General features: G+C 57.9%; 16 protein-coding genes. 4 read left to right on the top strand and 12 right to left on the bottom strand.

The genetic code is table 11. The annotated features are described in order from the left end of the window. Positions 1–61: 61 nt before the first annotated feature. The 5 genes from secF to queA are packed head-to-tail and all read right to left on the bottom strand — an operon-like array spanning position 62 to position 5525. A complete protein-coding gene (gene secF / locus UR289_RS00515; RefSeq protein ID WP_320708968.1) occupies positions 62–1033 on the bottom strand; it encodes a protein translocase subunit SecF in 972 nt (323 codons plus the stop codon). Between the two features lie 10 nt (positions 1034–1043). After that, a complete protein-coding gene (gene secD / locus UR289_RS00510; protein WP_071884810.1) occupies positions 1044–2891 on the bottom strand; it encodes a protein translocase subunit SecD in 1848 nt (615 codons plus the stop codon). Between the two features lie 27 nt (positions 2892–2918). Further along, a complete protein-coding gene (gene yajC / locus UR289_RS00505; RefSeq protein ID WP_003859109.1) occupies positions 2919–3251 on the bottom strand; it encodes a preprotein translocase subunit YajC in 333 nt (110 codons plus the stop codon). Between the two features lie 22 nt (positions 3252–3273). Then, the gene (gene tgt / locus UR289_RS00500) at positions 3274–4401 is read right to left on the bottom strand and encodes a tRNA guanosine(34) transglycosylase Tgt (RefSeq protein ID WP_003859110.1); all 1128 of its coding nucleotides are present in this window, start codon (positions 4399–4401) and stop codon (positions 3274–3276) included. 53 nt (positions 4402–4454) lie between these two features. Continuing rightward, positions 4455–5525 (bottom strand): tRNA preQ1(34) S-adenosylmethionine ribosyltransferase-isomerase QueA, encoded by a 1071-nt coding sequence (gene queA / locus UR289_RS00495; RefSeq protein WP_039263914.1) that lies wholly within the window; start codon positions 5523–5525, stop codon positions 4455–4457. Positions 5526–5617: 92 nt separating this feature from the next. Here queA and acpH point away from each other — a divergent pair, with 92 nt between their 5' ends. After that, the gene (gene acpH, locus UR289_RS00490) at positions 5618–6199 is read left to right on the top strand and encodes an ACP phosphodiesterase (protein ID WP_029741678.1); all 582 of its coding nucleotides are present in this window, start codon (positions 5618–5620) and stop codon (positions 6197–6199) included. Between the two features lie 127 nt (positions 6200–6326). Next, a complete protein-coding gene (locus tag UR289_RS00485) occupies positions 6327–6929 on the top strand; it encodes a peroxiredoxin (RefSeq protein WP_014168840.1) in 603 nt (200 codons plus the stop codon). A 43-nt stretch (positions 6930–6972) separates the two neighbouring features. On the opposite strand, the gene UR289_RS00480 is transcribed toward UR289_RS00485, so the two are convergent. The 7 genes from UR289_RS00480 to phoB form a co-directional block, all read right to left on the bottom strand. Beyond that, positions 6973–8358: a DUF3999 domain-containing protein gene (locus tag UR289_RS00480; RefSeq protein WP_320708967.1), complete on the bottom strand. Its 1386-nt coding sequence runs from the start codon at positions 8356–8358 to the stop codon at positions 6973–6975. Next, a complete protein-coding gene (locus UR289_RS00475) occupies positions 8355–10952 on the bottom strand; it encodes a DUF2339 domain-containing protein (protein ID WP_320708966.1) in 2598 nt (865 codons plus the stop codon). The genes UR289_RS00480 and UR289_RS00475 overlap by 4 nt, the downstream gene beginning before the upstream one ends. Before the next feature lie 88 nt (positions 10953–11040). Further along, the gene (gene malZ / locus UR289_RS00470; RefSeq protein WP_033144754.1) at positions 11041–12858 is read right to left on the bottom strand and encodes a maltodextrin glucosidase; all 1818 of its coding nucleotides are present in this window, start codon (positions 12856–12858) and stop codon (positions 11041–11043) included. 139 nt (positions 12859–12997) lie between these two features. After that, entirely contained in the window at positions 12998–14371 is a 1374-nt protein-coding gene (proY, locus tag UR289_RS00465; protein ID WP_033144753.1) for a proline-specific permease ProY, read from the bottom strand. A gap of 81 nt (positions 14372–14452) precedes the next feature. Next, the gene (gene brnQ / locus UR289_RS00460) at positions 14453–15772 is read right to left on the bottom strand and encodes a branched-chain amino acid transporter carrier protein BrnQ (protein ID WP_023310545.1); all 1320 of its coding nucleotides are present in this window, start codon (positions 15770–15772) and stop codon (positions 14453–14455) included. 409 nt (positions 15773–16181) lie between these two features. Further along, entirely contained in the window at positions 16182–17477 is a 1296-nt protein-coding gene (gene phoR, locus UR289_RS00455) for a phosphate regulon sensor histidine kinase PhoR (protein ID WP_058841165.1), read from the bottom strand. A 21-nt stretch (positions 17478–17498) separates the two neighbouring features. Next, positions 17499–18188, bottom strand: a complete 690-nt coding sequence (gene phoB, locus UR289_RS00450) for a phosphate response regulator transcription factor PhoB (protein WP_008503265.1) — start codon at positions 18186–18188, stop codon at positions 17499–17501. Positions 18189–18375: 187 nt separating this feature from the next. Here phoB and sbcD point away from each other — a divergent pair, with 187 nt between their 5' ends. Both sbcD and sbcC read left to right on the top strand, forming a co-directional pair. Further along, a complete protein-coding gene (sbcD, locus tag UR289_RS00445; protein WP_320708965.1) occupies positions 18376–19581 on the top strand; it encodes an exonuclease subunit SbcD in 1206 nt (401 codons plus the stop codon). Continuing rightward, positions 19578–22709 (top strand): exonuclease subunit SbcC, encoded by a 3132-nt coding sequence (gene sbcC, locus UR289_RS00440; protein WP_320708964.1) that lies wholly within the window; start codon positions 19578–19580, stop codon positions 22707–22709. Before sbcD ends, sbcC begins: the two co-directional genes overlap by 4 nt. The last annotated feature ends 88 nt before the right edge of the window (positions 22710–22797 follow it).

Genomic DNA, 22797 nt, shown 5'->3' with positions numbered 1-22797 from the left:
GAGCAGATAAAAAAAATCCCGGTCAACAGACCGGGATTTCGATAACGCGCTAAACGTCGCCTTACGGCAGAATGGACGGCTGATCCGCCCCTTCTTTCTCGACTTTCTGCTGGAGCAGGTGCTCGCGCTTCATGCCGAGTTTCAGTGCCAGAGCGGATGCGACGTAGATAGACGACGCCGTACCGATGGTGACACCAATCAGCATGGTCAGCGAGAAGCCTTCCAGTACCGGACCACCGAAGAGGAACAGCATCAGGATCACCATCAAAGTGGTACCGGATGTGATCAAGGTACGGTGCAGCGTCTGGGTCAACGACACGTTAAAGATTTCGTACGGCGTACCGCGACGGATCTTACGGAAGTTTTCACGGATACGGTCAGATACCACGATACTGTCGTTCAGTGAGTAACCGATAACGGACATCAGGGATGCCACAATCGTCAGGTCAATCTCAATGTGGAACAACGACAGTATGCCCATGGTGATCACCACGTCGTGCGCCAGAGCGATAACCACACCGGCCGCCAGTCGCCACTCAAAGCGGAAACCGACGTACACCAGGATGGAGATCAGCGCTACCAGCAGCGCCATCGCACCGGTCTGCGCCAGGTCAGCACCCACGCTTGGGCCGACGAACTCAATACGCTTGACCGCCGCGTTCTGGCTGGTTGTTTCGTTAATCACGGTAACAACCTTGCTGCCCAGCTCCTGGCTGCCGTTGGCATCGTGCACCGGCGGCATACGCACCATGATGTCGCGGCTGCTGCCGAAGTTCTGCAGCAGCGGCTCTTCAAAGCCCGCTTTCTGCAGAGACAAACGCATCTGGTCCATATCGACCGGCTTTTCCAGGGAGATCTCGATGACCGTACCGCCGGTGAAATCCAGACCCCAGTTAAAGCCTTTCACGCTCATAATGCCGATGGACAGAATCAGCAGGAAACCTGAAATGCCGAAGGCCCAGTAGTCCCAGCGCATAAAGTCCCAGACTTTACGGCCGTGGTTCAATTGTTCAACAGTATATTCCTGTGCCACAACGCACTCCTCAGATAGACAGCTTTTTGACGCGCTTGCCGCCGTACAGCAGGTTCACGATGGCACGGGTGCCGACAATAGCGGTAAACATTGACGTTGCGACACCGATACCGGTTGTAATCGCAAAGCCTTTGATCGCGCCAGTACCCACTGCATACAGGATAAGAACCTTAATCAGTGTTGTTACGTTCGCATCGAAGATGGAGCTGAACGCGCCTTTATAGCCTTCGTCAATCGCCTGCTGAACAGAGCGACCGTTGCTCAACTCTTCTTTGATACGTTCGTTAATCAGTACGTTGGCGTCGACCGCCACCGCAAGGGTAAGAACGATACCCGCAATGCCCGGCATGGTCAGCGTCGCCCCCGGCAGCAGGGACATAATGCCGATGATCAGCACCAGGTTGGCGATCAGCGCGGAGGTCGCAATCAGACCAAACTTCTTGTAGAAGAAGATCATGAAGAGGATTGAGACCACCAGACCGGCCAGACACGCTTCCAGACCCTGCTGGATGTTTTGCATACCCAGAGTTGGACCAATGGTACGTTCTTCAACAATCTGAATTGGCGCAATCAGCGCACCGGCACGCAGCAGCAGGGAGAGCTGACGCGCTTCGTTCGGGTTGTTGATACCGGTAATACGGAAGCTGTTACCCAGACGAGACTGGATGTTGGCGATGTTAATCACCTCTTCCTCTTTCACCAGTACCGCACGACCGTTTGCATCTTTCTTGCCGCTGTCTTTGTACTCCACGAACAGGGTCGCCATCGGTTTGCCGATGTTGTCCTTGGTGAAGTTAGACATGATGTTACCACCCGCGCTATCCAGCGAGATGTTAACCTGCGGCTGGTTGTATTCGTCCTGGCTCGACGTGGAGTCGGTGATGTGGTCACCGGTCAGAATCACGCGTTTGTACAGCACAACTGGCTGACCTTCGCGAGTCTGTTTCACTTCGGAGTCACCCGGAATACGCCCTGCGGCAGCAGCGGACTGATCGACGTTGGAGTTCACCAGACGGAATTCCAGGGTTGCGGTCGCACCCAGAATCTCTTTCGCACGCGCGGTATCCTGGATACCCGGCAATTCAACCACGATACGGTCAGCACCCTGACGCTGTACCAGCGGCTCAGCCACGCCCAGCTGGTTTACACGGTTACGCAGAATGTTGATGTTCTGCTGAACGGCATATTCACGCGCTTCTTTCAGACGCGCATCGGTCATCACCGCGCGCAGCTGGTTGCTGCCCTGAGAGGTGATTACCAGGTCACGGTGACGTTGGGTCAGGTAATCTACAGCCTGATCGCGCGCCGCACTGTCGCGGAACGTGATGCTCATGCCGTAGTTATCTTCTTTACGCACGGTGGTGTAAGCGATGCCTTTATCACGCAGATCGCTGCGCAGGCTGTCGATATTCTGTTCCTGCAGCTTGCCGAGCGCGGTATCCATATCCACTTCCATCAGGAAGTGAACGCCGCCACGCAGGTCAAGACCGAGTTTCATTGGCTCTGCTTTCATCGCAGCCAGCCAACGCGGGGTTGCAGGGGCAAGGTTAAGCGCCACGACGTATTTGTCACCCAGCACGCCCATCAGCGCTTCGCGAGCGCGGAGCTGCGTGTCGGTGGTGTCGAAGCGAGCAAGAATTGCCCCCTCTTCCAGAGCCACAGACTTAGCGGTAATTTTTTCTTCTTGTAACGTTTTCTGGACCTGGATCAGCGTTTGCTCACTGGCGGCGACACCGCGCGCGCCAGTGATTTGAACAGCCGGATCCTCACCATACAGGTTGGGAAGCGCGTACAGCAGGCCGACGAGAATCACGACGACCAGCATGATGTACTTCCACAAAGGATAACGGTTTAACACGGCAGTTCCCTTTGGGAAAAGTTGGGATTACAGCGCCTTCATGGTGCCTTTCGGCAGAACGGCAGCTACGAAGTCACGTTTGATGACCACTTCAGTGGTGTCGTTCAGGGCGATAGCAATGTAGCCGTTTTCAGCCACTTTGGTTACGCGACCCACCAGACCACCGTTAGTCAGTACTTCATCGCCTTTGGCAATGGAGTTCATCAGGTTTTTGTGCTCTTTGGTGCGCTTCTGCTGTGGACGCAGGATCATGAAGTAGAAGATCAGACCGAACACAACCAGCATCAGAATCAGAGACATCGGGCTGCCCTGCGCTGGAGCACCTGTTGCCGCTACCGCATCAGAAATAAAAAAGCTCATTCAAATTCCCTCATTATTAAAATTAATCAACGTTCAACGGTGGAACATCCCGCCCCTGACGTTGGTAGAAATCGGTCACGAAGCTCTCTAATTTACCCTCTTCGATAGCCTTACGTAAACCAGCCATTAAGCGCTGATAATAACGAAGATTATGAATGGTATTGAGACGCGCGCCCAAAATCTCGTTGCAACGATCGAGATGATGCAGATACGCGCGAGAATAATTGCGACAGGTATAGCAATCGCACTCGGAATCGAGCGGGCTGGTGTCACTCTTATGCTTCGCGTTACGGATTTTCACCACGCCATCGGTAACGAACAAATGGCCGTTACGCGCGTTGCGGGTTGGCATGACGCAGTCGAACATATCAATGCCGCGGCGTACGCCTTCAACCAGATCTTCTGGTTTACCCACGCCCATCAGGTATCGTGGTTTATCCGCCGGGATTTGCGGGCAGACATGCTCCAGAATGCGGTGCATGTCTTCCTTCGGCTCACCCACAGCCAAACCGCCGACAGCGTAGCCATCAAAACCTATCTCTACCAGACCTTTAACAGAGATATCGCGTAAATCTTCGTAAACGCTGCCCTGGATAATGCCGAACAGCGCATTTTTGTTCTGCAGGGAGTCAAAACGGTCACGGCTACGCTTCGCCCAGCGCAGAGACATCTCCATGGAGCGTTTTGCGTAATCCCAGTCGGCCGGATACGGCGTACATTCGTCGAAGATCATCACGATGTCAGAGCCGAGATCGTACTGAATCTCCATCGATTTTTCGGGATCGAGGAAAATCGGATCGCCGTTGATCGGGTTACGGAAGTGTACGCCCTGCTCGGTGATCTTGCGGATATCGCCCAGGCTGAAGACCTGGAAGCCGCCGGAGTCGGTCAGGATTGGGCCCTTCCACTGCATGAAATCGTGCAGGTCGCCGTGGAGCTTCATGATCTCCTGACCCGGACGCAGCCACAGGTGGAAGGTGTTGCCGAGGATAATCTGTGCGCCAGTGGCTTCTACTTCTTCCGGCGTCATCCCTTTGACGGTGCCGTACGTGCCCACAGGCATAAACGCGGGGGTTTCCACCACGCCGCGATCAAACACCAGGCGACCGCGACGCGCTCGGCCATCGGTGGTATCGAGTTCAAATTTCATTTTTTCTCCGACGTCAGAAAAACAGTCCAACGTTGTAAAACGGTGCCGCGGACTTATTCCCCGACACGCTCATTCAAAGCCAGCGGATTGTACGTGATAAACATCGCGTCCCCGTAGCTAAAAAAGCGATATTTTTGTTCTACCGCAGACTTGTAGGCCGCCATCGTGTTCTGATAACCGGCAAATGCCGACACCAGCATAATCAGCGTTGATTCAGGCAGATGGAAGTTGGTCACCAGCGCGTCAATCACTTTGTACTGATAGCCCGGATAGATAAAGATCTGTGTGTCGCCAAAGAACGGCTCGATAAGATTGCGCTTCGCCGCCTGCGCGGCGCTCTCGAGTGAGCGCACGGACGTTGTACCGACCGCCACGACGCGGCTACCGCGCGCTTTCGCCGCCAGCACCGCGTCCACCACATCCTGAGGCACTTCGGCATACTCAGAGTGCATGATGTGATCTTCAATGCTGTCCACGCGCACCGGCTGGAAGGTTCCCGCGCCGACGTGCAGCGTCACGAACGCCATCTCCACGCCCTTCGCGCGCAGTTTCTCCAGCAGCGGCTCATCAAAATGCAGGCCCGCGGTCGGCGCAGCGACGGCGCCAGGCTTCTGGCTGTAGACGGTCTGGTACAGCTCGCGGTCGGCCTCTTCGTCCGGACGCTCAATATACGGCGGCAGCGGCATGTGGCCGATGGCGTTCAGGATATCGAGCACCGTGCGTTCGTCATCGAACGCCACCTCAAACAGCGCATCGTGGCGCGCGGTCATGGTCGCTTTGATGCTCTCATCATCGCCCAGCAGCAGTTCAGCGCCCGGCTTCGGCGCCTTAGACGCGCGAATATGTGCCAGAATACGTTTATCATCGAGCATACGTTCGACCAGCACTTCAATCTTGCCGCCGCTGGCTTTACGGCCAAACAGGCGCGCCGGGATCACGCGGGTATTGTTAAAGACCAGCAGATCGCCAGGGTTGAGCTTGTCGAGCAAATCGGTGAAAGTACCGTGCGTCAGCTCGCCCGTTGGCCCATCCAGTGACAGTAAGCGACAGCTGCTGCGCTCAGGCATGGGATAGTGAGCAATCAGGGATTCAGGTAGTTCAAAGGAGAAATCGGCGACGCGCATGACGTATACTCGTGACTTAAAAACAGGCGGCATAGTCTAGTGCTCACACCCTTTTGCTGCAACAACTAGCCGCCCCCGGACAAATAAAACGCATGAATTTTCTCGCTCACCTGCATCTCGCTCACCTCGCTGACAGCTCCCTGTCCGGCAATTTGCTGGCCGATTTCGTACGCGGCAACCCCGCTGAGGACTATTCCCCGGAGGTTGTCGACGGGATTTTCATGCACCGCCGCATCGACGTGCTGACGGATAAGCTGCCGGAAGTGACGGAAGCCAAAGCGTGGTTTCGCCCTGAAACGCGCCGCGTTGCGCCGATCACGCTCGACGTGATGTGGGATCACTTTCTGTCGCGCCACTGGGAACAGCTGTCGCCGGAGATGCCCTTGCCGGCGTTTGTGCGCTATGCCCACCAGCAGGTGTCGATCATTCTGCCCGACTCGCCGCCGCGCTTTGTGAATCTGAATAACTATTTATGGTCGGAACGCTGGCTGGAGCGCTATCGCGAGATGGATTTCATCCAGAACGTGCTGAACGGGATGGCGAGCCGCCGCCCGCGACTGGATGCGCTGCGGGATTCCTGGTATGACCTGGATGAACATTACGATGCCCTGGAAGCGCGTTTCTGGCAGTTTTACCCGCGGATGATGGTGCAGGCGAAAAACAAACAGCTCTGACAGAATTCACATTGATAGGTAAAAGCTGGCGGAACGATTGTCACCACCTCTTTGTCTTATCCATGAACACTCTCTATACTGGCTCGCGTTGCGTTCCAAATAACCTTAGTATCTACAGGAGAATCATATGGTTCTGGTAACTCGTCCGGCTCCGGATTTTACAGCTGCAGCAGTTCTGGGCAACGGTGAAATCGTTGAAAACTTCAACTTCAAACAGCACACCAACGGTAAAGCGACCGTTCTGTTCTTCTGGCCAATGGACTTCACTTTCGTTTGCCCGTCTGAGCTGATTGCCTTCGACAAACGTTATGAAGAATTCCAGAAGCGTGGCGTGGAAGTTGTTGGCGTCTCCTTCGACTCTGAATTTGTACACAACGCATGGCGTAACACCCCTGTCGACAAAGGCGGCATCGGTGCGGTGAAATACGCAATGGTTGCGGACATCAAACGCGAAATCCAGCAGGCTTACGGTATCGAACATCCGGACGCTGGCGTTGCGCTGCGTGGTTCCTTCCTGATCGACGCAAACGGCATCGTTCGTCACCAGGTTGTGAACGATCTGCCGCTGGGTCGTAACATCGACGAAATGCTGCGCATGGTTGACGCGCTGCAGTTCCACGAAGAGCACGGCGAAGTGTGCCCGGCTCAGTGGGAAAAAGGTAAAGAAGGCATGAACGCGTCTCCAGACGGCGTGGCTAAATACCTGTCTGAGAACGTATCCAGCCTGTAATCGGCACGGTTTACGAAAAAGGCCCGCTTATGCGGGCCTTTTTTTATGCCTTACGCTGCGTCTCTCGCCAGATACGCCAGGCCATGCCCGCCAGCAGAATCACCCCCGCAATCAGCACGCCCCATACCAGCAGCGTGTTCATCCTGCTCTCCCGCTCTGCCGCAGAGGTAGCGGTCAGACGCTCCTGGCCGCCTAACGCGACATCATCCAGAATGTCGGCCTGCGGCAGGTTCGCCATATCATAGGTCTTGCGCAGGTCGGCCGGGATCAGCATGCCGGGCTCCACGCTGGCAGGCTTCGCGGCGCCGTTGCCCCAGGCGAGCACGTACGGCGCTTTCCCCTGCGCGTTGAACACCAGGTCATAGCGGTCGCGATGTCCCGTGACGCCCGGCAGATATTCTGGCAGACGCGCATTCAGCGTCGTGATTTTCACAGCCTGCACCAGGCCCCCGTTAAGCGAAACCGGTGGCGACGTTTTTCCCTCAAGACGGTAAAGAACCTCTTTTTTAAGCGGGTGCCATGCGTCTTTTTCCGTACTCCGCCACGCGATCTCCACGGGAAGGACGCCATCGCCATTCAGTGAGAGGCTGACAGCACTCAGCGGCTGCGGGCGCGCCCAGTGCCACTGCGCTTCGCTTGTCGATAGCTGCTCCACTTCGCCCTCAAGGTCGACCGCTTCCGGGGCTGCCTGCGCAGGTGCGCTGATTGCGTTTACGCCGGTCAAGGTTAGCCCCTGGCTCTGCGCATTCAGCACCACCATGAGATAGCGATTCGCATCGGGAGATAAAACGGTATCGGTATCGATCCGATCGAGCTTAAGACGATCCTGACCGCTGACGACGTCCAGCAATGGCATATCCTCGCGCAGGGTATACCAGCGCTTAAGATCCTCGCTGTAATAGACCGACGCCGTTCCCTGCCACGGCGTCTGCGGGGTATTCCAGAGCAGCTGCAGCTGGGATATAGCGATCTCGCCCGTCGCCTGTTCCGGCAGGGTCAGCAGATAATGTTGCCCGGCTGCGGCGGCTTTTTGCCCCTCCAGCACAATCTCAACGCCGCTTCCGGAACGAAGCAGGATCTTATCGCTATCACCGGATCCTCGAGAAGCCGCAAGCGGCGAGGCGTCCAGCGGGAAGAGGCGCAGTGCGGTGGATTGCGCTGGCACCTGCGGACGCGTCGCGCTGACCAGGCTGAAGGGAACCGCCTCGCCCGACTGGTTAAAGACGCGGACATCATGCAGATCCGGCGACGTGCTTTGCTCATAGACGGCGAGCGGCAGCATCACCCGATACCACTGGGAAGGAACAGACGTATCCAGTGAAAGACCAAAAGCATAGTCCCGGGGCGATTCCGTTTGTCCCTCGTCGCAGAACGCCGGGCCGGAAAACGCCAGCAGCGCGGTACAGGCTACCGCTTTCATCCATTTCATTTTTCATCTCCTGTTTTGGGCGGCAGCGGGGAGAAATACCCCACGATCAGAACCAGTATCGCCACGCCGATAAACGCCACCGCGCGCGACAAACCGCCTCCGCCCGCGCTGTCCACCAGCATCAGTTTAACCATCACCACGCCCAGCAGCGCGGCACCGCAGAGCCACTCCTGCCGGGAAGCCCGACGGGTGGCATGGATCATGACCACCAGCGCGCTCAGCATCCAGAACAGGGCAAAACTGGTCTGGATAAGCCGCGAATCCCACAGCGATGCCATATTCCAGGCCACGTCGCCGTACCAGGCCAGGGCGCGCATCAGCGCACCGTTAAGCCACCAGAAGCCAAACGCCATCATCGCGACGGCAGGCCACGGGCGGGCCTGCAAGAGCCACGCCGGGTAGTAGCGATCCACCGCCCGATAAAAGACCACCAGCCCCAGCAATGCGAACGCTGCGCCTTCCTCAAGCGGGTTTATCAGCGGCAGCCAGGTCTGACGATAGACCACGCCGTCCTGGAAATTGGTCACCACCAGCAGTACCAGCAGCGCCACAACCGCGGGGATAGGTGCCAGGCAGGCGTAGAGCGCAGGCCACTCCCGGAACGGCCACCCCCGACGCCGTACGGCTGCAGAGAGCCCCATAATCACCCCGCCGCCTGCTGCCATCGCCAGTCCGCTGCCCCAGGCCGCCATGCCCCACGGCAATGAACGGGCAAACCAGTAAAGCTCCGCGGCCAGCGCCAGCAAAATCATCCAGAACAGCGACAAATGCAGCCCCATCGCGATGCGCGGCAGGAGTCTTTCACCGTCGCGCCGCAGCAGCATCAGCGCGGCAGGAAGCGCAACGCACCAGGCGAGATTTGACCAGCCGGCGGCAACGATCTGCTGGTGCCAGAGCTGATAACCCACCATCAGCAGCATAACCGGCCACAGCAGCCATTTGCTGGCATCCAGCTCCCGCCACGCCAGACGAGCAGCCACCTGCCGCCAGCCCCAGACCGACGCCGCCGTCAGCGCCAGCACGCCCGCCAGAATCGGTAATTCCTTCGTCAGTGCCAGCTGTGACGCGCCCAATAGCGCCACGAGCCAGAACAGCAGCCCACCTGCCAGCAGCGCCCGGCTGACCGGCAGAAAGAGAGTCCGCCACAGCCAGGCCGCAGCCAGCCAGCAAAGGCTGAGGATGGTGAAGATCAGCAGCAGGCTGAGGGACGTAACGCCGTTCGTCTGCGCCCACAGCGCGCTGCCGAGCGCCAGCACCAGCAGCGCCGTCCCGCTATAGCACATGCGACGCTGGTGCTGCTGTACGCCCAGCCAGAGGATACCCAGCCCTTCCAGCGCCCAGGCCATCGCCGTCCAGCGCGCCGACAGCGCCAGCGGAATGGCGAGCGTGGCAAATCCGCCGCCGATGGCCAGCGCCGCCATGACCAGCGGTCGTCCGATGGAGGGATAGCGCCGCAGCGCAAGGAACGCGAGGGTAAGATAAAATGCGCCGTATCCCAGCGCGCTCAGGGCCGGGCCATACTCCCAGTGCCGGGTCATGCCGTACTGCATCCCGAAACCGATCAGCGGCGGGGCAAACAGCAGCACGCCGTCGATAATCTGCTTCCCTTTCTCCTGCGCCCGCAGCGACAGCGCCACGCTCAGGACGCCAAATATCAGCGTATTGGCAATCAGGAACAGTTGGCAGATCCAATAGTCTTCAGGCTGGTAGTCATTCAGCCCCCACAGGCCGCCCACGCCGAACGTAAACAGCAGCCCGAGCAGGTTCAGCTCGCGCCAGTGCTGCCAGATGCTGATAGCGAGAATCCCGATGGAAAGCAGGAGATAGAATGAGAACAGCGCCACAAAGCTGCCGCCCCCGGTGGACAACAGCAGCGGCGCAAGATACCCGCCGAGGCTCGCCAGCATGGCCAGGCTCAGCGCCTTCTGCAGCACCGCCAGCCCAACGCTCGCCGCGCAAATCACCACCAGCAGCGCAAAGGCCAGCGTCATCGGCAGCATTTGCCAGAGCCGGAATGCGCCAAACACCGTCAGGTAGAGCACGCCGGTCGCCCCGCCCTGGAGGATCAGCGCATAGACACGCTGCTTATGCCGCAGCCGCCACCCGACCGCCAGAAGCACGATGGCAAAGAGCGCCGTTGCCACGAGGCGTAGCTCAAGCGGGAACAGGGAATGTTCCACGGTATAGCGCAGCAGGAATGAAAGACCGAGGAAGAGCAGCAGGATCCCAAGCTTCGCCAGCGGATTACCCTGCATAAACCAGCGCACCAGCGACGTCAGGATGCCGCCAAAGGCAGAAGGCTGTTTTGCCGCAGGCGTCGGGGCCGGAGCGGGTTCTGCCACGGCTGCGGGAGTATCGGAACGCCAGGGGTCGACAGGCGCGGGAGCATCTTCAACCACTGGCGCGGTAGGCTGCACGGGCTCCGGCGCGCTTTCAGGTACGTCGCGCTGCTCAAGCGCCTCAATGCGCTGGCGTAGCCGGGCGATCTCCTGTCGCGCCGCCGTACTTCGGTTAAAGCCGATAACCGCAAGCACGGGCGCAACCACCAGCGCAAAAACCAGGAACAAACAGCCAAGGATGTAAAGCTCGTCCATGTTTCCACCTTCACCGTAAACGATCCGTTAAGATTGACACAAATAGTTGCATTTGCGCCATCTTAAAAGGTGGAAACATTAACAGGTCTTAACTGCCGAACCAGATCGTCGCGGATACCGCAGGCAGCGCCAGCACGCCGTCCTGTATCGTCGCCTTGCCCTCTTTATTCTTCCACGCAGCCACCTTTAGCAGCGGTGAATCATCCAGCACCACTTCGCAGGCCTCGCCCCGGTTAATCGCCACCAGCACGCGCTGCTGGTTATAGACGCGAGCAAACACCACCACGTTATCGTGGGCGTATACCACCTGGCAGCCGCCGTAGCGCAGGGCGAGACTCTGCTTACGCAGCTTCGCCAGCCGCTGATACAGGCTGAACAGCACCTTGTCCTGCTTCTCTGGCTCCCACGGGAAGGTTTTACGGCAGAACGGATCGTTGTTGCCGTCCAGCCCCACTTCGTCTCCATAATAGATGCACGGCACGCCCGGCCAGGTGAAGAGCCAGGTCACCGCCAGCGGCAGACGCGCCACATCCTTGCCAAGCAGGGATTTAAAGCGGGCGGTATCGTGGCTATCGAGCTGGTTGAACATCCGCAGCTGCTGCTGATGGGACAGACCGGCGCGATAGTTCTCCATCCACGCCATGCAGGTTTCAGCGTCGATATGATTCGGATCGTAGGAGATGTCGGTGTTAGCGAGGAATCCCCACAGCGGTAAGGTAAAGCCGCGATAGTTCATCGCCGCATCTTCCGCATCGTTCTGCAGCCACTGGCGCGCGTCGCCAAAGTGCTCGCCAAAGACGAACGCCTCCGGCTGGGCCGCTTTCGCCGAGCGCGTAATCCCGGCGACGTGCTGAAGGTTATTCCGCGCCCCGCCGGCTTCACCGAGCATATGCACCACGTCCAGCCGCCAGCCGTCCATATTCCACGGCGCCTTCAGCCAGTGACGGACGATGCTGTCTTCGCCGCCGTAGATTTCATTCACGAGCGTTGGCGACTGGAAATCCAGCTTCGGCAGGCTCGCGTAGCCCAGCCAGTCCAGCGCGCGGCCCTCCTCGTTAAAGCTGTACCAGTCGCGCTGCGGCGATTCCGGGTTATGACACGCCCCGCCCATCGACTGGTTATGGCGGTCAAACCAGGCGTGCGAATCTCCACTGTGGTTGAACACGCCATCCAGAATCAGGCGCATGCCTTCGTTTTGAGTGTTCTTTCGCAGGCGCAGCAGCGCCTCGTCACCGCCAAACTGTTCGTCAACGTGGCGATAATCTTCGGTATCGTATTTGTGCACGCTCGGGGCTTTAAACACCGGGTTGAGATACAGCGCCGTCACGCCGAGCTTTTTCAGGTACGGCAGCTTTTCGCTGATGCCGTCGAGATCGCCGCCGTAAAAAGTGGATCCACCCGCCTGCGCGGTTAACGGCTCGTCCCACGCTTTCAGGATAATGTCGTGGCCCGCCGCATGGTGGTGATAGATCTTATCCTGGTCGGCGGTGCGTTTTTCGCTGCGCGCAAAACGGTCCGGGAAAATCTGGTAAAACACCTGATCGTTAACCCACTGCGGGCCGTTATCCGGGTAATCGACCGCAAACTGCTCCAGCCGTGCGGGCGGGAAACGGCTAACCCCCTGCGGGGTAAACCACAGCTGGCGGTTATTCCACAAAAGCTTAAAACTGTAACGGCGGCGCGGCTGCCCGCTATTCAGGTCGATATTCGCCCGCCACGCCGTGATCCCCGGCTGCGGCTGGCTGCGCAGCTTGTGCATTTTCAGGCCGGTCTCTTCGTTATCTATTTCGGCGCGGAGCGTCACGCGTTCAGGCTGATTTTCCCCCGCCAGCCAGAGCGTAATCACAAGGTTGTCTTTGTTTTGCTTAACAAATGGGGCAACCGGAAGGTGCCAGGCGTTTAACATCACGAATCCCCTCTGATGAAATTGACGTCACCTTGCCACAGGGTGGTTAAGGATAGCTCATCACGTTCGGGATTATTGGGGGAGGAGAAAGGAGGATGAGGCAAAATTCCCTCTCCCAAGGGGAGAGGGGAAAAGGATATTACTGCGCTTCCGCCAGCTGACGGTCACGGCGGCATTTAAACATCCAGCCCACCAGCAGCAGGACGATCCACGCGCAGCCCACGTACAGGGAAATGCGGGTATCCGGATGGTAGCCAATCAGGGCAATGATAAACACCAGGAAGATCAGCCCGACGACGGTCGTCGCAACGCCGCCCGGTACTTTGAACTTCAGCGCTTTCGCCTCATCCGGCGACAGACGACGGCGGAACGCAATCTGCGACAGCAGGATCATAATCCACACCCACACCGTCGCGAAGGTCGCCAGCGATGCGATCACCAGGAAGACGTTCTCCGGCATGATGTAGTTCAGGTAAACCGAGAACAGCAGCGCTACGGTCATCACCACAACGGTTACCCACGGCGTGCCGCGGCGTGAGGTTTTGGCGAACACCTTCGGCGCACTGCCCTGCTCCGCCATGCCGTGCAGCATACGGCCCACGCCAAAGACGTCACTGTTGATCGCGGAGAGTGACGCGGTGAGCACCACAAAGTTCAGAATGCTGGCCGCAAAGGCAATTCCCATATGCTGGAAGGTCAGAACAAACGGGCTACCGTTGGTGCCGACCTGATTCCACGGGTAGATGGACATAATCACGAACAGCGTGCCCACGTAGAACACCAGAATACGCATCGGCACCGAGTTGATGGCGCGCGGAATTGATTTCTCCGGATCTTTCGCTTCACCGGCGGTAATACCGATAATCTCGATGCCGCCGTAGGCGAACATCACCATCTGCAGCGACATGACCATCCCGAGCCAGCCGTTGCTGAAGAAGCCACCGTTGCTCCAGAGGTTGTGAATACCGGTCGGCTGCCCGCCGTTGCCGATTCCCCAGATGATGATGCCGAAACCGGCCACGATCATGATGATGATGGTGGCGACCTTGAAGAAGGAGAACCAGAATTCGAGCTCGCCGAACACCTTCACGCTCATCAGGTTGACGGCGCAAATGATCAGCACCACGCTCAGCACCCAAATCCAGTGCGGCACCGCCGGGAACCAGACGCCCATATAGATGCCAAACGCCGTCACGTCGGCAATCGCCACAATCAGGATTTCAAAGCAGTAGGTCCAGCCGGTGATAAACCCGGCCAGCGGGCCGAGGTTTTCCTGCGCGTAGCGGGAGAAGGAGCTGGCGGACGGGTTGTGAACCGACATTTCGCCGAGGGCGCGCATGATGATATACGCCGCCACGCCGCCGATGATGTACGCCAGCAGAACGCTGGGACCGGCCATTTTGATGGCATCTGCCGAGCCATAAAAAAGACCGGTGCCGATAGCAGAGCCCAGCGCCATAAAGCGGATGTGGCGCGTGCTCAATCCACGTTTAAGTTTGTTAGTGCTTTCCATTTAAATCTTGCCATTCAACACGAAAAAAACAAAAAACCACGGGGCCTTAAGCCCCGTGGTTAAACAGTTTGTTGCCGTTGATTAATGAGCGTTCGATGCGACCTGACGCCCTGCAGCACGGTCCCAGATAATCGCCAGAACCAGTGCAACAACGGTAGGCATCAGCCAGGCCAGACCCTGCTCGGACAGCGGCAGACGCTGTGTCCATGCCGGCAGTATGTGCGCGAAAGCTGATGCTTTAATCCCGTCAAGGATACCAAAAATCAGGCTGATAAACATGGCTGGCGCAATAATTCGTGAAGAGTTGTTCCACCACGGGCGAGTAAAGCTCAGCACGACCAGCACAATACACGGCGGGTAAATCGCCGTCAGTACCGGAATAGAGACCTGAATCAGGTGGCTCAGACCGAGGTTGGACACCGCCATGGAGAAGATACCGAGGATAAACACCAGGGTGCGGTAAGAGAGCGGCAGATACTGTGCAAAGAACTCTGCGCAGGCGCAGGTCAGGCCAACCGCCGTCACCAGACACGCCAGGAAAATCAGCGCTGCCAGCAGCATACTGCCCGCACCGCCAAAGGTGTGCTGAACGTAGGCGTGCAGGATAGCCGCACCGTTGGCGTTCTGCTCAACCAGCATGGCGCTATCGGAACCCAGACGGAACAGCGCCAGATACAGCAGCGTCAGCCCCACGCCGGCCATCAGGCCAGCCCAGATGGTATAGCGGGTCAGCAGACGCGCTTCGGTCACACCGCGGGAACGCGCGGCGTTAACGATAACGATACCAAACACCATGGCGCCCAGCGTATCCATCGTCAGGTAGCCGTTCACAAAGCCGTTAGAGAACGCGGCGTTTTTATAGGCGTCCATCGCGTCGCTAATCGGGCCCGCTGGCCAGACGATGGCCGCAACCGCCAGAACAATCAGCGCCACAATTTTCAGCGGAGCCAGGAAGTTACCCACGGTATCCAGCAGCTTGCCCGGATAGAGGGAAACCAGAATCACGATCGCGAAGTAGATCAGGCTGTAGATAAACAGCGGCATCGCACCGTCACCGGTCAGGGGAGCAATACCCACTTCGAAAGACACGGTCGCCGTACGCGGGGTCGCAAACAGCGGGCCAACGGCGAGATAGCAGACGGTTGCCAGCAGAACGCCCGCCACTTTGCCAATCGGGGTGCTGAGGCTATCCACACCGCCGCCGACTTTCGCCAGCGCGACGACGGTCAGAACCGGCAGACCCACGGCAGTAATCAGGAAACCAAACGCGGCGGTCCAGACGTGTTCACCCGCCTGTAAGCCAACCATTGGAGGGAAAATGATGTTGCCTGCGCCAACGAACAGCGCAAATGTCATAAAGCCCAGCGCGATGATGTCACGCGATTTTAAGTGATGGGTCATAAAACCTTACTGCCTGTGGATGTGGTGTTGAAAACATTGAGATTTTCGATATCCCTGACGGGACGATACAGCCGAAAATTTGCTCAATTTCAGCGGGAAATGCTCCCGTCCTGGCGTGGAGAAGAATAGTTTTTCGATTTACCACGCAAATACAGTCGGTCTGACAGTATCTGGGGCGCAATTTAAACGCTTATAACGTTTAAAGGCAAGGTGGGATCGTAAAACCAGAACAATATGCCAGCATGAAAATACATGTCAGAACAATACGCTATTTATAAGAAAAACCCATGGCTAATCATGCGAACAAAAAACAGTCAGCCGTATAAAATTCATCCGCGTTTCGCTTGACTGCAAAGCAAACGGGCCAGCAGACGCTGACCCGTGGAAAGGTAAAATGACACGCCTGCCGTCAGGCGATCTTTTTGGCAATTAATCGTTCCGGAATAACGAAACTGAAGCGGGTTCCTTTACCCAGCGTACTCTGAATATCGAGACGGCTTTCATGGTGATTCACCGCGTGTTTCACAATTGCCAGCCCCAGGCCGCTTCCGCCTGTTTGCCGGGATCGCGCTTTATCCACACGGTAAAAGCGCTCGGTCAGACGCGGAATATGCTCAGGCGCAATCCCCGGCCCGTTGTCTTCCACGCTAAACTCAGCCCCCGTTGGGGCATGGTGCCAGCGCACCACGATATTCGTCCCCTCCGGCGTATGATTCACCGCGTTATACACCAGGTTGGAAATGGCGCTCCGCAGTTCATCTTCGCTGCCCAGCACCTTCAGCGTATTGTCGACCTCAAAGGTCAGGTGATGCTTTTTGTGGCTTAGCGTCTGCGCTTCACGCTCAACGACCCGCAGCATCATCGGGACATCAATGGTGTCATTTAGCGCGAGCGACGGCGCCGCTTCAATCTTCGAGAGCGTCAGCAGCTGCTTCACCAGCCCTTCCATCCGGTGCGTTTGCTCGCGCATGGTGTGCAGCGCTTTTTCACGCGGCGCGCCTTCAAGCGTTTGCTCCTGCATCATCTCCAGGTATCCCTGAAGCACGGTCAGCGGTGTACGCAGTTCGTGACTGACGTTGGCGAAGAAGTTGCGACGCGCCCCTTCCAGCTGGTGCATCTGGGTGACATCGCGCGCCACCATCAGCCACTGTTTATCGCTGTAGGGCATCACGCGGATTTCCAGATGGCGACCATTATTGAGCTTCAGATTATGCGGGCGGGTAAAATCACGCTTTTTCAGATACAGCGTGAACTCGGGATATCGCAGAAGGTTGAGGATATTCTGGCCATTGTCGTCGGGCCAGCGCAGGCCCAGCAGCTGTTGCGCAAGGCCGTTACACCAGAAGATCGTCCCTTCTTCGGTCGTCAGAATAACGGCATCCGGCAGCGACTCTGCACCGCTGCGAAAACGCTTAATCAGGCTTCCCAGCTCGCGGCGACGCTTTTTATTACGCATCTGCATCTGATGCAGACCGTACAGCAGCGGCTCCCAGCTGCCGCTTCCCGGCGGCGGCGTCATACTTCGGTCAACCCACAGCCACCAGGAGAGGCGCAGCAGGTTCCAGAAATGCCAGATCAGCAGCCCGGTGACCGACGCCAGCAGAAACCACGGCAGGTGTCCAAGAAAGGCCCCCAGAAGGAAGGCCGGAATACAGCATAAGATCAGTTCAAAGACGAGCCTTTTCCATGACAGACGTTCCAGCACGCGTCACACTCCTGTCATTGTTCAGAAACGGGTAGAAAAACGATAACCCGTGCCGCGGACCGTCTGCACCATGCGATCGTGGCCGCTCAGTTCCAGTGCTTTTCGCAGGCGGCGAATATGTACGTCAACCGTCCGGTCTTCGACATACACGTTAGTTCCCCAGACGTTATTCAGCAACTGCTCGCGGCTGTAAACGCGTTCCGGGTGGGTCATAAAGAAGTGCAGGAGTTTAAATTCGGTAGGCCCCATGTCGAGGGGATTTTCACCGGTCATCACGCGGTGTGAGGTGGGGTCAAGGCTCAGCCCCTGCATCTCTATCACCTCTTCCACCGCCATCGGCGAAATTCGGCGCATCACGGCTTTAATGCGGGCAACCAGCTCTTTTGGAGAGAACGGTTTAGTAATGTAATCGTCCGCGCCGGTCTCCAGACCGCGAACGCGATCCTCTTCTTCTCCGCGCGCCGTGAGCATCACAACCGGGATGTCGCGGGTCAGCGCTTCACGCTTCAGGTGTTTGATAAACTGCAGTCCGGAGCCGCCGGGCAACATCCAGTCCAGCAGAATCAGATCGGGCCAGGGTTCATTCAGCTGGTTCACTGCGCTGTCATAATCTTCCGCTTCAACCGGCTGGAAGCCGTTTTGCTCGAGCACGAAGCACACCATTTCACGAATTGGAGCTTCATCTTCTACGACCAGAATACGTCTCGCCATACTTTGCCCTGTCTTATCTTATTTAAGTTACAAGTTTGTAATTCGGCGCCATTATGCGTCAGATTTATGACAGATTTATGAAAAACAGTACCACGATAACGGGCAAACCGTTGTTTTATTACAGCGGTTATTTTCCCGTCTCTGAACGTTTATAATCCTGCTTTCTCTTTTTTGCCACGGATCAGCTATGCGCATACTTCACACTTCGGACTGGCATCTGGGTCAAAATTTTTACAGCAAAAGCCGTGCGGCTGAACATGAAGCGTTCCTGAACTGGCTGCTGAAAACGGCCCGGACGCACGAGGTGGACGCGATTATTGTGGCGGGTGACATCTTTGATACCGGCTCGCCCCCCAGCTATGCGCGTGAACTGTACAACCGCTTCGTGGTGAATTTGCAGCAAACCGGCTGTCATCTGGTGATTGTCGCCGGCAACCATGATTCCGTCGCGACGCTCAATGAATCTCGTGACATCCTGGCATTTCTCAATACCACCGTCGTCGCCAGCGCCGGGCACGCCCCGCAGATCCTGAAAAAACGCGACGGCACGCCGGGGGCGGTGCTGTGCCCCATTCCCTTTTTGCGTCCGCGGGACATCGTGCAAAGTCAGGCGGGGCTGTCGGGCGCGGAAAAACAGCAGCATCTCCTGCAGGCCATCACCGACTATTATCACCAGCAGCACGTCGATGCCTGCGCCCTGCGCGGCGACCAGCCGATTCCGGTGATTGCGACCGGCCATCTCACCACCGTCGGAGCCAGTAAAAGTGACGCCGTACGTGACATCTATATCGGCACGCTGGATGCCTTTCCGGCGCAGAACTTCCCGCCAGCCGACTACATTGCGCTCGGACATATTCACCGGGCGCAGATCGTCGGTGGCAGCGAGCACATCCGCTACTGCGGCTCGCCTCTTTCGCTCAGCTTTGACGAAACGGGCAAAGCCAAGTCCGTCCATCTGGTGAGCTTCTCCGAGGGAAAACTTCACGCCGTCGAGACGCTGGAAGTACCGGTCACCCAGCCGCTGGCGGTGCTGAAGGGCGATCTTGACGCCATTACCGCCCAGCTTGAGCAGTGGCGCGGAACAGCGCTTAACCCGCCCGTCTGGCTGGATATCGAAATCACCACCGACGACTACCTGCACGATATGCAGCGTAAAATTCAGGCGCTGACGGAAGATTTGCCCGTCGAAGTCTTACTGGTACGCCGCAGCCGCGAGCAGCGCGAGAAAATTCTGTTAAGCGCTCAACGTGAAACGCTCAGTGAACTGCGGGTTGAAGAGGTGTTTGAACGCAGGCTCTCGCAGGAGGAAATTGACGACGCGAAGCGCGCAAGACTCAGCGAACTGTTCAGCCATACCCTGCATGCGCTCAATGATGAGGAAGAAAACGCATGAAAATTTTGAGCCTGCGCCTGAAAAATCTCAACTCCCTCAAGGGCGAGTGGAAAATTGACTTTACCGCGGAGCCGTTTGCCAGCAACGGGCTGTTTGCCATTACCGGCGCGACCGGGGCAGGTAAAACCACCCTGCTCGACGCCATCTGCCTGGCGCTTTATCACGAAACGCCGCGACTACAGAAGGTCTCTCAGGCGCAAAACGACCTGATGACGCGCGACACCGCCGAGTGCCTGGCGGAAGTGGAGTTCGAGGTAAAAGGCACCGCCTATCGCGCATTCTGGAGCCAGAACCGCGCGCGCAACCAGCCGGACGGCAACCTGCAGGCGCCGCGCGTGGAGCTGGCGCGCTGCGAAGATGGCAAAATCCTGGCCGACAAAGTGACGGATAAACTGGAGCAAACCGCCGCGCTCACCGGGCTGGACTATGGCCGCTTCACCCGCTCGATGCTGCTCTCACAGGGGCAGTTTGCCGCCTTCCTTAATGCCAGGCCGAGCGATCGCGCCGAGCTGCTGGAAGAGCTGACCGGCACCGAGATCTACGGACAGATTTCCGCCATGGTGTTTGAGAAACACAAAGCCGCCCGCAGCGTGCTTGAAAAGTGCGAGGCGCAGGCGGCAGGCGTCGTGCTGTTGAGCGAAGAGCAACAGCAGCAGTTGCAGCAAAGTTTGCAGGCGCTTACTGATGAAGAGAAAACCCTGCTGGTTCAGCAGCAAAGCCAGCAGAAAGATTTTCAGTGGCTTACGCGCCATGATGAGCTCGTACTTGAGCAACAGCGCGTCACCGCGATGCAGCAGCAGGCGCAACAGGCGCTGACGAACGCTGCGCCAGAGCTGGCAAAGCTCCAGCTTGCTCTGCCCGCCGCCCAGCTTCGACCGCTTTGGGCGCACCAGCAGGAGCAAACCGCGCGCCTGACGCAAACCCAGCAGCGAATTATTGAAGTAAATACTCGCTTACAAGCCAAAACCGCACTGCGCGCGCGGATCCGTCATACCGCCCAGCGGAATCATGAGCAGCTTCAGACCGAACTGACGGCACTGGCGCAGTGGCTGTCGGAGCACGAGCGCTATCGCCTGCTGGGGCAGGAGATTGCCGGCTGGCGTGCCCAGTTCTCACAGCTTAACCGCGACAAAACGCAGTTAGCCTCACTTGCTGCGCGGATGGGGGAACTACGCAACAGGCTGGCTGAGATGCCGGAAAATGCGCTGACGCTGACGGCGGATGAGGTCAGCGCGGCCATGGAGCAGCAGTCCCGGTCACGCACGCTGCGCCAGCGGCTGACGTCGCTGCATGCCCGCTATCAGCCGCTGCAAAAGCGCCTGCGCCAGAGCGGTGAAAGCATGCAGAAGGCCCAGGCCGATCAAAACAAACTCAATGAAACGCTGACGCTGCGTCGCCAGCAGTACAAAGAGAAACACCAGCACTTTCTGGATCTTAAAGCCCTCTGCGAACGCGAAGCGACGATTAAAGACCTGGAAAGCTATCGTTCCCGTCTTGAGGCAGGCAAACCCTGTCCGCTGTGCGGCTCCAGCGAGCACCCCGCCGTTGCGCAATACCAGTCGCTTGAGCTGACGGATAACCAGCGCCGCCGCGATGACCTGGAAAAAGAGGTCGCCGCGCTTAAAGAGGAAGGCCTGCTGGTGCTGGGACAGGTTAATGCCCTGACGCAGCAGATCCAGCGCGAGTCAGACGAAGCGCAGACTCTCTCTCAGGAAGAGCAAGCGCTCACTAAAGAGTGGATGGAGGCCTGCACTTCCCTGAACATCGCGTTGAATATTCAGGAAGATATCACGCCATGGATGAACGAGCAGGAACAGTACGAGCGCCAGCTTTATCAGTTGAGCCAGCGTCTGACCCTGCAAAACCAGCTAAACGATCAGGAAGTGCAGGAGCGACAGTATCAGCAGCAGCTGACGGCCGCGCGCCAGGCGCTGGAAATCACCCTGCTCTCGCTATCGCTTAACGTACCTGAAGACGGCAATGAAGCCGCCTGGCTGCACGCCCGCGAAGCGGAATTCGCGCAGTGGCAGGAGAAACAAACGCAGCACGGCGTGCTTCTGGAACGCATAAACGCGCTGAAGCCGCTGCTCGACACGCTTCCGGAAACGAACGGCGAAGAGGCCGAACCGGCCATTCCTGACGGCTGGCGCGACGTGCATGACGAATGCGTGTCGCTACAAAGCCAGCTCAGCGCGCAGCAGCAGCAGGAAAAGCTGGAGCAAGAGCGCCTGCAGCAGTCGCAGACGCAGTTCACCGCGGCGCTCGCAGCAAGCTGCTTTGCCGATCGGGACGCCTTCCTTGCCGCGCTGCTGGATGACGACGCTATTCGCCACCTCGAACAGCTGAAGCAGTCGCTGGAAAGCCAGATACAGCAGGCCGCGGCCCTTTCCGGCCAGGCTAACCAGCAGCTGCAGGCTCATCTGGCGCTGCGGCCGGAAGGGCTCAACGCCGATGCCCCCACGCTGCAAAGCCAGCTGCAGCAGCTGGCGGAAAGGCTTCGCGAGAACACCACGCATCAGGGCGAGATCCGCCAGCAGCTTAAGCAGGACAGCGATAACCGTCAGCACCAGCTGGCGTTGATGCAGCAAATTGAAGAGGCCGCGCGCCAGGCGGATGACTGGGGTTATCTGAACGCGCTGATCGGCTCCAGCACCGGCGACAAGTTCCGCAAGTTCGCGCAGGGGCTGACGCTGGATAATCTCGTCTGGCTTGCTAACCAGCAGCTTAACCGTCTGCACGGGCGTTATCTGCTGCAGCGCAAGGCCAGCGACGCGCTGGAGCTGGAAGTGGTCGATACCTGGCAGGCGGATGCGGTTCGCGATACCCGAACGCTCTCGGGCGGCGAGAGCTTCCTGGTCAGCCTGGCGCTGGCGCTGGCTCTTTCCGATCTGGTGAGCCATAAGACGCGGATCGATTCCCTGTTCCTGGATGAGGGGTTCGGCACGCTCGACAGTGAAACGCTGGATACCGCGCTGGATGCGCTCGACGCGCTGAACGCCACCGGGAAAACCATCGGCGTGATCAGCCACGTAGAGGCAATGAAAGAGCGCATTCCGGTGCAGATCAAGGTGAAGAAAATTAACGGGCTGGGGTACAGCAGGCTGGATAAGGAATTTGCGGTGGGCTGAATGGTAGGTCGGTGCGGTCTGATGCCCTCACCCTAGCCCTCTCCCACAGGGAGAGGGTAAAAACACCAAAAACAGCAACTTGCGTTGC

Origin of the sequence: Enterobacter sp. 302C9 (assembly GCF_034106085.1) — a bacterium.
In the GTDB taxonomy this organism is placed as follows: domain Bacteria; phylum Pseudomonadota; class Gammaproteobacteria; order Enterobacterales; family Enterobacteriaceae; genus Enterobacter; species Enterobacter asburiae_B.
The sequence above is the reverse complement of the archived record's forward strand: the minus strand, read 5'-3'. Positions and strand labels throughout refer to the sequence as shown.

Coding starts and splice junctions, on each gene's coding strand:
- yajC (WP_003859109.1), bottom strand. CDS start 3,251: ATGAGCTTTTTTATTTCTGATGCGGTAGCGGCAACAGGTGCTCCAGCG.
- tgt (WP_003859110.1), bottom strand. CDS start 4,401: ATGAAATTTGAACTCGATACCACCGATGGCCGAGCGCGTCGCGGTCGC.
- queA (WP_039263914.1), bottom strand. CDS start 5,525: ATGCGCGTCGCCGATTTCTCCTTTGAACTACCTGAATCCCTGATTGCT.
- acpH (WP_029741678.1), top strand. CDS start 5,618: ATGAATTTTCTCGCTCACCTGCATCTCGCTCACCTCGCTGACAGCTCC.
- UR289_RS00485 (WP_014168840.1), top strand. CDS start 6,327: ATGGTTCTGGTAACTCGTCCGGCTCCGGATTTTACAGCTGCAGCAGTT.
- UR289_RS00480 (WP_320708967.1), bottom strand. CDS start 8,358: ATGAAATGGATGAAAGCGGTAGCCTGTACCGCGCTGCTGGCGTTTTCC.
- UR289_RS00475 (WP_320708966.1), bottom strand. CDS start 10,952: ATGGACGAGCTTTACATCCTTGGCTGTTTGTTCCTGGTTTTTGCGCTG.
- malZ (WP_033144754.1), bottom strand. CDS start 12,858: ATGTTAAACGCCTGGCACCTTCCGGTTGCCCCATTTGTTAAGCAAAAC.
- proY (WP_033144753.1), bottom strand. CDS start 14,371: ATGGAAAGCACTAACAAACTTAAACGTGGATTGAGCACGCGCCACATC.
- brnQ (WP_023310545.1), bottom strand. CDS start 15,772: ATGACCCATCACTTAAAATCGCGTGACATCATCGCGCTGGGCTTTATG.
- phoB (WP_008503265.1), bottom strand. CDS start 18,188: ATGGCGAGACGTATTCTGGTCGTAGAAGATGAAGCTCCAATTCGTGAA.
- sbcD (WP_320708965.1), top strand. CDS start 18,376: ATGCGCATACTTCACACTTCGGACTGGCATCTGGGTCAAAATTTTTAC.
- sbcC (WP_320708964.1), top strand. CDS start 19,578: ATGAAAATTTTGAGCCTGCGCCTGAAAAATCTCAACTCCCTCAAGGGC.